This is a genomic window from Microbispora sp. NPDC049125 (assembly GCF_040802045.1).
GTDB lineage: Bacteria > Actinomycetota > Actinomycetes > Streptosporangiales > Streptosporangiaceae > Microbispora.
Genome location: NZ_JBEZDW010000035.1, coordinates 17,580 through 32,159, shown reverse-complemented (window position 1 = coordinate 32,159; position 14,580 = coordinate 17,580). Strand labels below are relative to the sequence as shown.

At 71.3% G+C, this 14,580-nt stretch carries 14 protein-coding genes and 1 riboswitch; of the genes, 7 read left to right on the top strand and 7 right to left on the bottom strand.

Translation table 11 applies throughout. From position 1 onward, the window contains the following. Window position 1 precedes the first annotated feature (1 nt). Both gcvH and gcvT read right to left on the bottom strand, forming a co-directional pair. Window positions 2-391, bottom strand: coding sequence for a glycine cleavage system protein GcvH (gcvH, locus tag AB0B72_RS31135; protein ID WP_367742815.1), 390 nt, complete (start codon window positions 389-391; stop codon window positions 2-4). Beyond that, window positions 388-1,497 (bottom strand): glycine cleavage system aminomethyltransferase GcvT, encoded by a 1,110-nt coding sequence (gcvT, locus tag AB0B72_RS31130; RefSeq protein ID WP_367742814.1) that lies wholly within the window; start codon window positions 1,495-1,497, stop codon window positions 388-390. Before gcvT ends, gcvH begins: the two co-directional genes overlap by 4 nt. Before the next feature lie 140 nt (window positions 1,498-1,637). Next, a riboswitch (glycine riboswitch) is annotated at window positions 1,638-1,735 on the bottom strand. Between the two features lie 173 nt (window positions 1,736-1,908). On the opposite strand from gcvT, the gene AB0B72_RS31125 reads away from it, so the two are divergent. Beyond that, the gene (locus AB0B72_RS31125; protein ID WP_367742813.1) at window positions 1,909-2,787 is read left to right on the top strand and encodes a hypothetical protein; all 879 of its coding nucleotides are present in this window, start codon (window positions 1,909-1,911) and stop codon (window positions 2,785-2,787) included. A 552-nt stretch (window positions 2,788-3,339) separates the two neighbouring features. On the opposite strand, the gene AB0B72_RS31120 is transcribed toward AB0B72_RS31125, so the two are convergent. From AB0B72_RS31120 to AB0B72_RS31105, 4 genes are all read right to left on the bottom strand, one after another. Then, on the bottom strand, window positions 3,340-4,035 hold the full coding sequence (locus AB0B72_RS31120; RefSeq protein ID WP_367742812.1) for a gamma-glutamyl-gamma-aminobutyrate hydrolase family protein: 696 nt from the start codon (window positions 4,033-4,035) through the stop codon (window positions 3,340-3,342). Window positions 4,036-4,169: 134 nt separating this feature from the next. Further along, a complete protein-coding gene (locus AB0B72_RS31115; RefSeq protein WP_367742811.1) occupies window positions 4,170-4,934 on the bottom strand; it encodes a 3-oxoacyl-ACP reductase in 765 nt (254 codons plus the stop codon). 15 nt (window positions 4,935-4,949) lie between these two features. Further along, window positions 4,950-6,299 (bottom strand): aldehyde dehydrogenase, encoded by a 1,350-nt coding sequence (locus AB0B72_RS31110; RefSeq protein ID WP_367742898.1) that lies wholly within the window; start codon window positions 6,297-6,299, stop codon window positions 4,950-4,952. Between the two features lie 44 nt (window positions 6,300-6,343). Then, complete coding sequence (locus AB0B72_RS31105; protein ID WP_367742810.1) at window positions 6,344-7,735, bottom strand: glutamine synthetase family protein; 1,392 nt, start codon at window positions 7,733-7,735, stop codon at window positions 6,344-6,346. Window positions 7,736-7,797: 62 nt separating this feature from the next. Between AB0B72_RS31105 and AB0B72_RS31100 the strand changes: the two genes are divergently transcribed. Further along, window positions 7,798-8,532, top strand: coding sequence for a FadR/GntR family transcriptional regulator (locus tag AB0B72_RS31100; RefSeq protein WP_367742809.1), 735 nt, complete (start codon window positions 7,798-7,800; stop codon window positions 8,530-8,532). Window positions 8,533-8,638: 106 nt separating this feature from the next. Then, window positions 8,639-9,421 (top strand): hypothetical protein, encoded by a 783-nt coding sequence (locus AB0B72_RS31095; RefSeq protein ID WP_367742808.1) that lies wholly within the window; start codon window positions 8,639-8,641, stop codon window positions 9,419-9,421. Between the two features lie 79 nt (window positions 9,422-9,500). Here the strand turns inward: AB0B72_RS31095 and AB0B72_RS31090 are convergent, their stop codons facing one another. Then, window positions 9,501-10,370, bottom strand: coding sequence for a TIGR03619 family F420-dependent LLM class oxidoreductase (locus AB0B72_RS31090; RefSeq protein ID WP_367742807.1), 870 nt, complete (start codon window positions 10,368-10,370; stop codon window positions 9,501-9,503). 247 nt (window positions 10,371-10,617) lie between these two features. On the opposite strand from AB0B72_RS31090, the gene AB0B72_RS31085 reads away from it, so the two are divergent. The 4 genes from AB0B72_RS31085 to AB0B72_RS31070 all read left to right on the top strand — a co-directional run bounded on the left by AB0B72_RS31085 (window position 10,618) and on the right by AB0B72_RS31070 (window position 14,576). Further along, window positions 10,618-10,812, top strand: a complete 195-nt coding sequence (locus AB0B72_RS31085; RefSeq protein ID WP_367742806.1) for a hypothetical protein — start codon at window positions 10,618-10,620, stop codon at window positions 10,810-10,812. After that, a complete protein-coding gene (locus AB0B72_RS31080; RefSeq protein ID WP_367742805.1) occupies window positions 10,809-11,549 on the top strand; it encodes a hypothetical protein in 741 nt (246 codons plus the stop codon). Before AB0B72_RS31085 ends, AB0B72_RS31080 begins: the two co-directional genes overlap by 4 nt. A 178-nt stretch (window positions 11,550-11,727) precedes the next feature. Next, on the top strand, window positions 11,728-13,557 hold the full coding sequence (locus AB0B72_RS31075) for an ABC transporter ATP-binding protein (RefSeq protein WP_367742804.1): 1,830 nt from the start codon (window positions 11,728-11,730) through the stop codon (window positions 13,555-13,557). Window positions 13,558-13,859: 302 nt separating this feature from the next. Beyond that, window positions 13,860-14,576 carry an SDR family oxidoreductase gene (locus AB0B72_RS31070; RefSeq protein WP_367742802.1) on the top strand — a complete coding sequence of 239 codons (717 nt, stop codon included), beginning with the start codon at window positions 13,860-13,862 and terminating at the stop codon, window positions 14,574-14,576. Window positions 14,577-14,580 lie beyond the last annotated feature (4 nt).

The following is a 14,580-nucleotide window of genomic DNA, read 5'->3' as shown; positions in this document are numbered from 1 at the left end:
TTCAGGACTCGCCGGAGGTGAGGGCGGTGTACTCGGCGGCCGACAGCAGGTCGTCCGGCTCCTCCTCCATGCGGACGCGGAACAGCCAGCCCTCGCCGTACGGGTCGGAGTTGACCAGCGAGGGGTCGTCCACCACGGAGGGGTTGACCTCGACGACCTCGCCGCCCACCGGGGCGAAGATGTCGCTGACGGACTTGGTCGACTCGACCTCGCCGACCGCGTCGCCGGTCGCCACGGTCGCTCCCACCTCGGGCACCTGCACGTACACCACGTCGCCGAGCTGCTCGGCGGCGTAGGCCGTGACGCCGACCGTCACGGTGAGGCCGTCATCCAGCCCGGCCACCCACTCGTGCTCCTTGGTGTAGCTCAGCTCGTCGGGGATGCTGCTCACTTGGTCCTCCTGTAGAACGGCAGGTCGACGACGTCGACGGGTTCGTGACTACCACGGATGTCCACCGCCAGGCCTCCGCGCTCCAGGGCGGCCCCGGACACGTACGCCATCGCGATGGGCCGCCCGAGCGACTGGGACGGCGCGCCGCTGGTCACCTCGCCGACGACGGCGCCGTCGAGAGTCACCTGATACCCGTGGCGGGGCACCCGGCGCCCACGGGCGACCAGTCCGGCGAGCCTGCGGCCGGAGCCCGCCGATTCGGTCTCCACGGCATCGGCGATTTTGGCGAGCGCGGCCCTGCCGACGAAGTCGCCAGGCTTGTCGAACCGCACCACCCGGCCGAGCCCCGCGTCGAACGGCGTCGTCTCCACACTGAGTTCGTTGCCGTAGAGCGGCATGCCCGCCTCCAGGCGCAGCGTGTCGCGGGCCGAGAGGCCGGCGGGGATCAGCCCGGCCGCCGCGCCCGCCTCCGCCAGGGCGTTCCACAGCGTGACGGCGTCCTGCGCGCGGGCGAACAGCTCGAACCCGTCCTCGCCCGTGTAGCCGGTCCGGGCGATCAGCGTCTCCACCCCGGCCACTCCGCCGGGCAGGATCGCGTAGTACTTGAGGCCGTCGAGCTCGGCGTCGGTCAGGCCGCGCAGGATCTCGGCGCTTCTGGGCCCCTGCACCGCGACCAGCGCGTACTCCTCGGACCTGTCCTCCACCCGGGCGTCGTACGGCGCGGCGCGTTCGGCGAGCTCACGCGCGACCATGGCGTAGTTGGAGGCGTTGGCGACGACCATGAACTCCTCGTCGCCGAGGCGGTAGACGATGAGGTCGTCGAGGATGCCGCCCTCTTCGTTCACGATCATCGTGTAGCGGGCGCGGAGCGGCTCCAGCGCGCTCAGATGGCCGACCAGCGCGTAGTCCAGCGCCGTGCTCGCCTGCGGCCCGGAGACGAAGATCTCTCCCATGTGGGACAGGTCGAACAGCCCGGCGGCCGTGCGTACGGCGGTGTGCTCGGCGGACTCGCTGCCGTACCGCAGGGGCATCAGCCACCCGGCGAAGTCGGTCAGGGTCGCGCCAAGGCTTTCGTGGACCCCGCGCAGCGGGGTGGATCGGGACATGATCGCACCTCGGGAAGGACGGATGCTGCGTCGGACATTGGGCATCCTCCCCCTCTGTCATCGGCGCCTGAGAGTTTCGCCCGGTATTTGCCGGACTTTCACCTTCGGCGAGGCCTCGCGGCCTTCTTTCCAGAGGTCACCTGGCCCGCACGGTCCTTTGCCTTGAGAGGTTCGCGGGGAGGGCTTGCTCCTTCAGGGGCCCTGACCGGCTGCCAGGACGCTCTCCCGCACGGGATCACTGGTGTCCTGCCAGCGTAGTGGGTCGCCGCCGATCTCGGAACTCCGGGGATGGTGGGCTCCATAGGAGTCAGACGTCCCATCCCTGCGGCGTACGCGTGGCACCGGCCGCCCGACCGTCCGGATTCTCGAACTCTGGGTAATCGGATAGTAGCTTTCGGTAATGTGATCGCCATGCCCGGCATTGATCACGAGATGCCCATCGACCTGATTCACAATCGGCCGATCACCGCCGTCGAGCTGTTGCGCCACGCCGCCGGCATCGAGCCGCCGGCTTTCGCCTCGGCGCGGGTCGAGGCGGTGGACTGCACGCAGCTGGCCCCGGTCGAGTACCGCGCGGACTCGGTGGTGGTGCTGCGCGACGCGGCGGACACGCCCCTCATGGCGCTGATCGTCGAAGTGCAGCAACGCCGGGACGCGCACAAGCGGTTCAGCTGGCCGGTGTACGTCACGGTGCTGCGTGCCCGGCTGAAGTGCCCGACCGCGCTGATCGTCATCTGCCCGGACCGGTCGGTGGCCGACTGGAGCGAGCACACGATCACGCTGGGGCCTGGCGGCGCCCTCACCCCGATCGCCGTCCCTCCTGGCCGCATCCCGCTCATCACCGATCGGGAGCAGGCGCGCGCCTGTCCCGAGCTGGCCGTACTTTCGGCCATCGCGCACGGCGACGAGACCGAGACCGGGCCTGTTCTTGAAGCCATGCTGGCCGGGCTGGAGACCTTGGACCGGGACCAGGCGACGCTATATTTGAGCTACGTGTTCACCGTGCTACCGAGTGTGGCACGCAAGCACCTGGAGGAGATCGTGACCGCCACGAGCCGGGACTACGAAAGCCTCGCCGGCCAGTATCTGTCCCACTGGGTGGACAAGGGGCGCGCGCAGGGCCGCGCCGAGGGCGAAGCCGAGGCGATCCTGGAGGTGCTGGAGGCTCGCGGCATCGAGATCTCGCCTGACACGCGCGACCGGGTCAAGCGATGCGAGGATCTGGCCCTGCTGAAGAGCTGGGTCCGGAGGGCCGCCACCGTCGCCTCAGCTGACGAGATGTTCGCCTGAACCCACGGAGATCAGGCGATGGCCGGAGGTCCTGGATCCCGGCCCCTCATGTATCTGATACACGCCAGGCACATCGGCCAAGTGGTGCACGGCCGCTAGGGGCGGGAAGGGCGCCGGCCGTACGTCGAAGAGATCCCCGGTCGCTGACCGGCGGTCCTCGTTGAGGCGCTTCGCCCACGCGGAGAGTTCTTCGCTGTGTCCCCATGGTGGGCGCCGGCGAGGTCACCTCGCCGCTGGCGGAGGACCGGACGCAGGCCGCGGTCACGCTGACCTCCCGGGCCGCGCCCGGCGCCACTGGCGTGCGGTACGAGTACAAGGCCGACATCAGCTCCACGGGCACGTGGGCTGTATTGATCGCAGCGGTGGATCTGCTTATAGGGGGATCGGCGCTGCTGGTGGGATATTCGCCGCGGGCTGCCGGTGTACCTGATTCCGGTAAGCGCACTTGGGATCGCTTACTTAGGCTGGCTCCTGACATGTCGCACCCATGAGAAGCCCTTCGGTGATGGCGTCAGCGGGCAACGGCGAGGAGGTGACCCCTCACCGGGCCGGTCAGCCGGGGTGGGCGGCGGCTTCGACCAGGGCGTCGAAGAGGGGGCCGTCCTCGTCGGCCTCGGGATGCCACTGGACGGCCAGCGCGAAGGAAGCGCCGGTGAGATCGACCGCCTCGATCAGGCCGTCGTCGGACCGGGCGGTGACCTCCAAGCCGTCGGCCAGACGGTCGATCGCCTGGTGGTGGTAGTGCGCCGGGGTCAGGTCGGAGTCGCCGTAGATCTTGGCCAACCCCGGCGAGAGCCGTACGGGGACACGGCCGAAGACGCCGGGGGCGGGGGAGTGCTGACCATGCCCCACCACGTCGGGCACGTGCTGGTGCAGCGTGCCGCCGAGCGCCACGTTGAGGACCTGCATCCCCCGGCAGATCCCCAGGAACGGCAGGCCGACCCGCAAAACCGCATCCACCAGCGCCAATTCCGCCTCATCCCGAAACTTCCGGATGTATCCGGTCTTGGGAGCCGGATCCACGCCGTACCGGGCGGGATCCACGTCCCCACCCCCGGCGATGATCAGCCCATCGAGCCGCTCGACGAGCGACGACGGCTCCCCGGCCGGGGGAAGGATGACCGGCTGCCCGCCCGCGCGGGTGATGTGCTCGACGTACATGTACGGCAGCAGCGCCACCGGCATGTCCCACACAGTGAACCGGGCGGGCTCGACGTAACACGTGACCCCGATGACGGGACGGGACATGACCTGCCTTCCAGATATGAGCCCCGAACGATGCGAGCCCGCACGGACGTGCAGTCGAGGCGGGCGCTTCGATCGTCGCCCGGCCGGGCTCCGGCTCAAGCGGGGCGCCACCCGGCGCCCCGCTGTTTCCCGGCTTAGAGCGGGGTGACGTACGCGCCGGAGATGCCGCCGTCCACGAGGAACTGCGAGGCGGTGATGAAACCGGCGTCGTCGGACGCCAGGAACGCGACGGCCGCCGCGATCTCCTCGGCCTTGGCGAACCGGCCCATCGGCACGTGGACCAGGCGCCGCTGCGCCCGCTCGGCGTCCTTGGCGAACAGCTCGCGCAGCAGCGGGGTGTCCACCGGCCCAGGGCACAGGGCGTTGACCCGGATGCCCTCCCGGGCGAACTGGACGCCCAGCTCCCGGCTCATCGCCAGCACCCCGCCCTTCGAGGCGGTGTACGAGATCTGCGACGTGGCCGACCCCATGACGGCGACGAACGACGCCGTGTTGATGATCGACCCCTTGCCCTGCCGTTGCATGTACGGGATGACGGCCTTGCAGCACAGGTAGACGCTGGTGAGGTTGACCTCCTGCACCCGGCGCCACGCCTCGATGCCGGTGTCGAGGATCGAGTCGTCCTCCGGCGGCGAGATGCCCGCGTTGTTGAACGCGATGTCCACGCTGCCGTACGCCTCGAAGGCGGTCGCGTACATCCGCGAGACGTCGTCCTCGTTCGCCACGTCGGCCCGCACGAACAGGCCGCCGACCTCCTCGGCGACCTTGGCCCCGGCGGTCTCGTCCAGGTCGACCGCGACCACGCGGGCGCCTTCCTGGGCGAACCGGTGGGCCGTGGCCAGCCCGATTCCGCTGCCGGCCCCCGTGATGACGGCGACGCGGTCCTGCAAACGCTGCATATGACTACCCTGTGCCTATTCCGTGGAGATGAAGACGTTCTTGACTTCGGTGAAGGCCGCGAGCGCGTCGGCGCCGAGCTCCCGGCCGAGGCCCGACTGCTTGAAGCCGCCGAACGGGGTCCAGTAGCGGACGCTTGAGTGGGAGTTGACCGACAGGTTGCCGGCCTCGACCGCGCGGGCGGTCCGCAGCGCCCGGCCGACGTCCCGTGTCCAGATCGACCCCGACAGGCCGTACGCCGTGTTGTTGGCGATCCGCACCGCGTGATCCTCGTCGTCGAACGGGACGACGGAGACGACTGGTCCGAAGATCTCCTCGGTGAAGGCGCGGTGGAACGCCCCCGATCCGGGGGCCAGCGGGTCGAACGCGGCAGGGGCCGCCAGCACGGACGGCGGGAACCAGAAACCCGGCCCGTCCGGGCACGACCCGGTCGCGTACGGCTCCACGCCGCCGGACCCGCCGGACGACGCGACGAACGACGCCACCCGGTTGCGGTGTTCAGCGCTGATCAGCGGGCCCATCTGGGTGGCCGGGTCGAGCGGGTCGCCCACCCGGACCTCCCGGACGGCGTCCGCGAGCCGCGACAGGAAGTCGTCGTAGACGGAGCGCTCCACCAGGACGCGCGAGCGGGCGCAGCAGTCCTGGCCGGAGTTGTCGAACACCGCCATCGGCGCGGAGGCGGCCGCCCTGGACAGGTCGGCGTCGGCGAAGACGATGTTGGCGCTCTTGCCGCCGAGCTCCAGCGTCACCCGCTTCACCTGGGTCGCCGCCTGGGACGCGATGAGCTTGCCGACCTCGGTCGAGCCGGTGAACACGATCTTCCGGACGTCCGGGTGCTCGACCAGCCGGGCCCCGGCCACCTCGCCCTCACCCGGGACGACCTGCAGCACGCCCTCGGGCAGCCCCGCCTCCAGCGCCAGCTCGGCCAGCCGCAAGGCGGTCAGCGGCGTCCACTCGGCGGGCTTCACGATCACCGTGTTGCCCGCGGCCAGCGCCGGGGCTACCGCCCAGGTCATGATCACCATGGGGAAGTTCCACGGCACGATCACGCCGACCACGCCCAGCGGCTCGGCGAACGTCATGTCCACGCCGCCCGCCACAGGGATCTGCCTGCCGTGCTCCCGCTCGGGGGCGCCCGCGTAGAAGTGCAGGACGTCGCGGACGTTGCCCGCCTCCCACTCCGCGTTTCCCACGGTGTGCCCGGCGTTGGCGATCTCCAGCCGGGCCAGCTCCGAGGCGTGGTCCTCGACGAGCCGGGCGAAACGCCGCAGCAGCCGGGCCCGGTCCCCCGGGGCGACGGCCCGCCAGGCGGGAAAGGCCCGCCGGGCCCGCTCCACAGCGCGGTCGACCTCGGCGGCGTCCGCCATCTCGACCTCGGCGATCACTTCCTCGGTCGCCGGATTGACGATCTTCACAGCCGTTCGAACCCCCGATAGAGCTCCCAGTCGGTGACCGCCGCGTCGAAGGCGGCCAGCTCGACCTTCGCGTAGTTCGCGTAGTGCTCGACCACATCCTTGCCGAAGGCGTCCTCGGCGAGCCGGGAGGTCTCCCACAGCGCCAGCGCGTCCCGCATGGTCGCGGGCACCGTCTCGGCCCCGGCGGTGTACGCGTTGCCGGTGAGGGGGTCCTCCAGCGGCAGCTCCTCGTCGATCCCCCGCAGGCCCGCCGCGATCATGGCGGCGACCGCCAGGTAGGGGTTGACGTCGCCACCCGGCACCCGGTTCTCCACCCGCAGCGACGGGCCGTGGCCGACCAGGCGCATGGAACAGGTGCGGTTGTCGACGCCCCACTTCACAGCGGTGGGGGCGAAGCTGCCCGGCACGTATCGTTTGTAGGAGTTGATGTTCGGCGCGTACATCAACGTCAGCTCCCGCAGCGCGGCGAGCTGCCCGGCGATGAACCGCCGCCCGACCTCCGACATGCCGTCCGGCCCGTCACCCGCCATGACCGGCGCCCCGTCGTCGCCGCGCAGCGAGATGTGGATGTGGCAGGAGTTGCCCTCGCGCTGGTTCGGCTTGGCCATGAACGTGATCGACCTGCCCTCCTGGGCGGCGATCTCCTTGGCGCCGGTCTTGTAGATCACATGGTTGTCGCAGGTGGCGAGCGCGTCGGTGTAGCGGAAGGCGATCTCGTGCTGGCCGAGGTTGCACTCGCCCTTCGCGGACTCGACGTACAGCCCGGCGCCTTCCATGCCCAGCCTGATCTTGCGCAGCAGCGGTTCGATCCTGGACGTCCCGAGCAGCGAGTAGTCGACGTTGTAGAGGTTGGCCGGGTTCAGGTCCCGGTACGACCGCCGCCAGGCGTCCTCGTAGCTGTCCTGGTAGACGCAGAACTCCAGCTCGGTGCCGACGTAGGCCGTCCAGCCCCGCTCGGCGAGGCGCGCGAGCTGCCGGCGGAGGATCTGCCGGGGGGAGGCGACGACGTCCGAGCCGTCCTCCCACACCAGGTCGGCCAGCAGCAGCACGGTCCCCTCGTGCCAGGGCAACGGGCGCAACGTGGACAGGTCGGGCTTCATGACGAAGTCCCCGTACCCCCGCTCCCACGACGACATGGCGTAGCCGTCCACCGTGTTCATGTCGACGTCGACGGCGAGCAGGTAGTCGCAGCCCTCGGCGGCGTGGCTCAGCACCTCCTCGAGGAAGTAGCGCGCCGACAGCCGCTTGCCCTGCAGCCGGCCCTGCATGTCGGTGACGCCAAGCAGGACGGTGTCCACCCGGCCGCCCTCGACGTCGCGGCGAAGCTGCTCCACGGTCAGCACGGCGCCTCCTTTCCAAAAGTCTGGAACCAGACCATTGATGGGCATGCAAGCATCAGCTCCGTCGGTTAGTCAACAACGCCCCGGCTCGGGTGGAGGGACGGTACGGCATGGACAGCACCCCGGCGGGGGCCTCCCACGTGCCGCTGCTGCGCCCGGTCAGAGCCGGCAACGCGTTCGAGGAGACCGTCGAGAGGCTGCTACAGGCGATCAAGCTGGGGATGGTCGCCCACGGGGAGAAGCTGCCGCCCGAGCGCGAGCTGGCCGCGCAGCTCGGGATCAGCCGCGTCACGCTCCGCGAGGCGATCCGCGCGCTCCAGGACGCCGGCTACCTCGACGTACGGCGGGGCCGCTACGGCGGCGCCTTCGTCGTCTACCGGCCGCCGAACCCGCGCAGGGGCGACCTGCGCAAGGCGGTGAACCGCATGGGAGAGGGCGGCCTTGAGGACGCGCTGACCTTCCGGCTGGCCGTCGAGTGCGGCGCGGCCCAGGTGCTCGCGTCCACCGAGCTCACGCCAGGCCAGCGGGAGACGCTCGAGGCGCGCCTCGCCGAGGTCAACGGGGCCGCCCCGGCCGGCTACCGGCGGATGGACATCGCGTTCCACCTGGCCATCGCCGAGCTGACCGGATCGCCGCTGCTGACGGCCGCCTGCGCGGACGCCCGCCTCCGGGTCACCGACCTGCTCAACGCCATCCCCGTGCTGCGGCCCAACATCGAGCACGCGGCGGCGCAGCACGCCGCCATCGCCGAGGCGATCGTGGCCGGCGACCCGGAGGCCGCGGGCCGCGCCGTCGCGGAGCACCTGGAGGGCACGGCGGCGCTGCTGCGCGGCTTCCTCGCCTGAGCCCTGATCAGCCCCCTGATCAGCCCCGATCAACCCTGATCAGCTCAGGGCCGCTGGACCGTCGCATCCACGCGGGGGTCGTAGCATCGGGAACCGGGGGCCTCATATGGCTGAGTGGTTTCACGAACGCATCGTCGACGCGCATCGCCTGCCGCTGTTCTGCTTCTTCATGGGGCTGATCACGGCCTTCATCTGCACCCGCGTGAACGTCCGGCTGATCAGAGCGCGGAGCCGGTGGTTCGGCAACGTCAACGTGGGCGACACGCACATCCACCACGTCGTGTTCGGCGTGGTCCTCATGCTGCTCGGCGGCGTGGCCGGTCTGATCGTCTCCGGCGTCTCGACGGGGTGGTACGCCTTCACGGCGACGGTCTTCGGGGTCGGCGCCGCCCTGGTGCTCGACGAGTTCGCGCTCCTGCTGCACCTGCGGGACGTCTACTGGCAGGAGGAGGGCCGCACGTCGGTCGACGCCGTCTTCGTGGCGCTCGCGGCCTCCGGGCTGCTCCTGCTCGGCCTGCGGCCGCTGGGGTGGGGCAGCGAGGAGGACGCCTCGGGCGGCCGCTGGACGGCGGCGTGGTTCCTTGTGATCAACCTCGCCTTCGCCGTGGTCACGCTGCTCAAGGGCAAGATCTGGAGCGGCCTTCTCGGACTGTTCGTGCCGCCGTTCGGCTACGTCGGCGCTGTGCGGCTGGCCCGCCCGGGCTCGCCGTGGGCCCGCTGGTTCTACTCCGACATGGCGAGAAGGCCCAAGCCGAAGCGGATGGCGAAGGCCGTCCGCCGGGAGGAGCGCTGGCGGCGCCCGGTGATCCGGATGAAGATCGCCGTCCAGGAGTTCGTCTGCGGACGCCATGACCTGCCGCCGGCGCCGCAGCGTATCCCGCACCGTTAGCGTCCACGATCTTCGCTCGGCCCGCCGGCTCCGACGCCCCCGCTGCCAAGCGCTTATCCGATGAATCGGGCGTACGACACTAGCGAGGGGAGCGCTGGAGGAGGCCGAAACGCCGGGCGAAGGTCGTCAGTTCCTCGCGTTGCTCGTCCGGTTCCGTGGCGGCGGTGTTCACCACGATGCGGGTCACCCCTTCTGCGGCGAATTGCCGGACCCGTTCCACAGACATGTCGATCGACCCGAAGCGGGTGTACTCCAGCGCGTCCGGGTCACGTCCGGCCTCGGCGGCGCCGGAGCGGACGACCTCCCACTGAATGGCCCGCTCACCTGGACCGAGCGCACCGCCGGGGAAGTAGCCGTCGCCACGTCTGCCGGCCCGGCGCGCCGCGGCCCGGCTGGACCCCCCGACATGGATCGGCAGCCGCGTGGCCTCGTAAGGCTTGGGGAAGCTGGTGACGCCGTCGAACGAGAAGAACTCACCGGCGAAGCTGACGCCGTCCTCGCCGCCGGCCCAGAGCAGCCGCAGCACGTCGATCGCCTCATCGGCGCGGCGGCCACGGGTGGCGAAGTCGACCCCCACCGCCCGGGCCTCGCCCGGCAGGCTGCCGAGCCCCACGGTCAGCAGCCGCATCCGCCCTCTGGACAGCACGTCGATGGTCGCGAGCCGCTTGGCCAGGATCACCGGGTGGTGGTACGGCAGGAGCAGGACCCCGGTGCCGAGCAGCAGCCGCTCGGTGACCGCGGCGACGAAACTCAGGCAGTCGAGTGGATCGACGTACGGCAGCGTCGGCGGCATCTCGTACGGCCCGACCGCGGCGCCGGGATACAGCACGATGTGCTCCGGCACGTACAGCGACTCGAACCCGCACTCCTCCGCAAGCTGGGCGAACGCCACGATCTTCTCCGGGTCGACTCCGTGGTACGGCGTGCCGTAGCTGATGCCGAACTTCATGATCCCTCCTTCTCCAGCGGTGAATCCACGGCGTGCGGGTGCTGCCGGCGGTCTCCGCCCCAAGCGCGCTGATCGGCTCACCGCGTCCGTCAGGCTAGGACCCTGACGCCGGCGTCAGGGCAAACACGAGCTCGACTGGCCGGCCCAGTCGCAGCACGAGCGATCGGGTGCGGTGGGTTATCGCCGCATTTCGGGGCGTTCTGTGGGTATTTACCTGTGCGTACTCGTTGGGTGGGGAGGCGGCGGCATGGAGTCGCGTGAGCGGTTCGTGTTCCAGAAGATGGCGGCCCAGCTCAAACAGGAGGCGGCCCGGCTGACCGGCGACCGGCTGATGGCGGCCGAGGCGCGCACCGAGGAGGCCGAGGCCCGGCTCTGCCTCACCTGGTACGACATCGTCGACGCCACCGGTGAGCTCCGCCTGCTCTACCGTGTGCTGGGATGACAGAGCTCGCCGAGCCCGCTCCCGAGACCGGGCGGGGACACCACGCCATGGAGCCGTCGCCGTTCCACCTGCGCCTCATCGAGGACGCCCGCGCCGTCCTCGGCCGGTACGGCCTGCTGCTCGCGGGGGGCTACGCGATGAGGGCGCATGGTTGCGCCGACCGGCCGGTGGAGGACCTGACGTTCGCGACCGCGGGCGAGACCCCGCTGCCCGAGGTCGCCGCGGCGGTGGCGGACGCGTTCCGGGCGAGGAGCCTGGCCGCCGAGGTCTGCGAGGCCGGGCCGCGGATCGCCCGCGTCGTCGTGACCGACGAGATCACCGGGCAGTCGTGCGAGGTCAACCTGCTCCGCGAGGCCCTGCGCGACCGTCCCGCCGAGATCGGCCCCTGCGCCGTCGCCGGCCTTGACGACGTGGTGGGCCTCAAGGTCCGCGCCCTGCACAACCGGGGTCTCCCGCGCGACTTCGCCGACGTGGCCGCCGTCGCGGGGCTGTACCCGTTCCGTCTGCTGGAGCAGCTCGGCGCCCAGCACGAGGACGAGTGGCGCGCCGAGGACCTGGTGCAGCGGCTGGAGACCGTCGACCTCCTCGCCGACGAGGCGTTCGCGAGGTACGGGCTCGACGAGGAACGCATCGCCGGGGTGCGGCGGTTCGCGTACGCGTGGGTGGAGGACATCAAGCTCCGCCGGGTCGACGACGGCGACGCCGAGTTCGACCTCGACGTCCCCGACGTGGACTGACGGCGACGACGTGAACAGGCGCCTCCTGCCGGCTGACTGACCGAGGGCGGGCGCACCCCCCGTCCTCTGGGACGCGTTCCCGTTCGCGGGCGGCGAACTCCGTCCCCGCGCGGCGGCACTTTCGGTCGATTAGGGTCTCCGGAAGATCGCACGCCGGGCTCGCGTACGGGGGGTTGCATTGGCTGCGCAGGGCGACGGCCCCGGGAATCGCGGACCCGCGCCGCGGTTGAAGGGCGGCCTGGGGGAGCGCGCCGCCTGGCGGCTGCTGCTCGACCAGGTGCGCCCGCACAAGCGGGTGCTGCTGCTCGGCGGAGCGCTCAGTCTGATCGGCAGCTTCGCCGGGCTGGCGATGCCGATCTTCGCCAAGAGCGTGATCGACGCGTTCGGCTCGGGTGCGGGCCTGATCGGCCCGGTGCTGGGGCTGTCGGTCGCGGTCCTGGTGGGCGCGCTGATCTCCGCGACCGGCCGGTTCCTGCTGGAGCGGATGGGCGAGACCATCGTGCTGGCGTCCCGCATGAACCTCGTGGACCGCATCCTGCGGCTGCGGGTTCCCGACGTCGACCGGCTGAAGCCCGGTGACCTGCTGTCCCGGGTGAGCTCGGACACCACGCTGCTGCGCGCCGTGTGCACCGACGCGCTGGCCACCCTGGTCGGCTCGGTCTTCACGTTCCTGGGCGCCGTCGTGATGATGGCGATCATGGACGGCCTGCTGCTGCTGGTCACGCTGTCCGTGGTGGCCCTCGTCGCCCTGATGGGCGTGTCGATCGCCCCGCGTATCCGCCGTGCCTCCCTGGAGGCGCAGGTGGCGCTGGGCGAGATGAGCTCGGTCCTCGACCGCGCCCTGCAGGCGTTCCGCACGATCAAGGCGAGCGGCGCCGAGGCGCGTGAGACGGCGGAGGTCGGCGCCGCCGCCACCAGGGCGCGTGACCGGGGAGTGACCGCGGCCGCGTGGACGTCGGTCGCCGGGATCGGCGCCTGGATGTCGGTCCAGCTCGCGTTCCTCGCCGTGCTCGGCGTCGGAGGCGCCCGGGTGTCGTCGGGGGCGATGGAGATCTCGTCCCTGATCGCCTTCCTGCTGTACCTGTTCTACCTCGTCTCCCCGATCGGCCAGCTCATCCAGAGCCTCACGCAGATCCAGAACGGCCTGGCGGCGGTCACCCGCATCCAGGAGATCGGAGCGCTGCCCACCGAGCCGCCCGCGTCCGAGCCCGCGCTCGCCGCGGGCCCGGCGGCGGAAGGCCGGGTAGAGGGCCGATCGCCGGGCCACGACCCCGCCGGAGTCACCTTCACCGGGGTGGTCTTCCGGTACGGCGAGGACCGTCCGGTGGTCCACCACGACGTCACCTTCGAGGCGCCGGCGGGCGGCATGACCGCTCTCGTCGGCCCGTCGGGGGCGGGCAAGTCGACCGTCTTCGGCCTGATCGAGCGGTTCTACGAGCCGCAGGGAGGCGTGATCGAGATCGGCGGGCGGGACATCCGCGACTGGCCGCTCGGTGAGCTGCGCGCCATGCTCGGCTACGTGGAGCAGGACGCCCCGATCCTCGCCGGGACGTTCCGGGAGAACCTCGTCTTCGCCGCGCCGTGGGCGACCGACGAGGAGATCGCCGACGCGCTGGCCCGCACCCGCCTCGACGACCTGGTCGCGCGGCTTCCGGAGGGGCTGGAAACGCCGGTCGGGCACCGCGGGGTGCTGCTGTCGGGAGGCGAGCGCCAGCGCGTCGCCATCGCCCGCGCGCTGCTGCGCCGTCCCAGGCTCCTGCTGCTGGACGAGGCGACCTCCCAGCTCGACGCCGTGAACGAGCTGCGGCTGCGCGAGGTGATCGCCGAGGTGGCGCGGGAGACCACGGTGCTGGTCATCGCGCACCGGCTGTCCACGGTGACCGGCGCGAGCCGGATCATCGTGATGGAGGCGGGCCGGGTGCGGGCCTCCGGCACCCACGAGGAGCTGATCGCCGGCGACGACCTGTACCGGGAGCTCGCGGCCACCCAGTTCCTCGTCGCGTCCTGATGGCCAACCCGTGAGCAGCCCATATACGGGCCCACAGCTTCTCCCGACCCGAAATCGGGAACCCCCGATATGCGTAACCTCTCCTTCACCACCGCCCGGTGCCCGGGTCGATCGCGCGTGCGGGCGCGTCCGGGGGCCGGGCAGAAGGCGGGGCGCCCCGGCGGTCTCCGCCGGGGCGCCCTGTCATGAACCGTCATGAACCGTCATGAACCATCATGAGCCGTCATAAGCCCTCCCATGGACCCCGTCATGACAACGCCCCGGCCCGCAGCGGCTCCGCGCGGAGCCGTAGGCTGATGACCATGGCGGCTACCTGGTCTGAACCGGCGTCCGAACGACCGGCGGCGCTCGTGACGGGCGCGTCACGCGGGATCGGGGCGGCGATCGCCAGGGCCCTCGCCCCCACCCACGACCTGCTGCTCGGCGGGAGGGACGGCGCCGCCCTCGACGCCCTGTGCGCCGAGCTGCCGGGAGCCCGGCCGTGGACCGTGGAGCTGACCGGGGTCACCGCGGCCGACGTCGAGGGGATCGACCGGCTCCACCTTCTCGTCCACAGCGCCGGGATCGCCCGCCTCGGCCCTCTCGCCGACACTCCCGCGGACGTGTGGCGGCGGACGCTGGAGGTGAACGTGGTGGCGGTGGCGGAGCTCACCCGCCTGCTGCTGCCCGCTCTGCGTGCGGCGCACGGGCACGTCGTGCTGATCAACTCCGGCGCCGGGCAGCGGGCGAATCCCGACTGGGGCTGCTACGCGGCCAGCAAGTTCGCCCTGCGCGCGTTCGCCGACGTCCTCAGGGAGGAGGAGCACCCGCACGGGGTGCGGGTCACCTCTGTCTACCCCGGGCGCGTGGGCACCGACATGCAGCGGTACGTCCGGGCGCAGGAGGGCGGGCCGTACGAGGCGGACAGGTACCTGGAGGCGGACTCGGTGGCCGCGGCGGTGGCGGCCGCCGTCATGGCGACGCCGGACGCGCACGTCACCGAGATCACCGTGCGCCCCGCGGCCGGCCCCTCCCGCTGAGAAG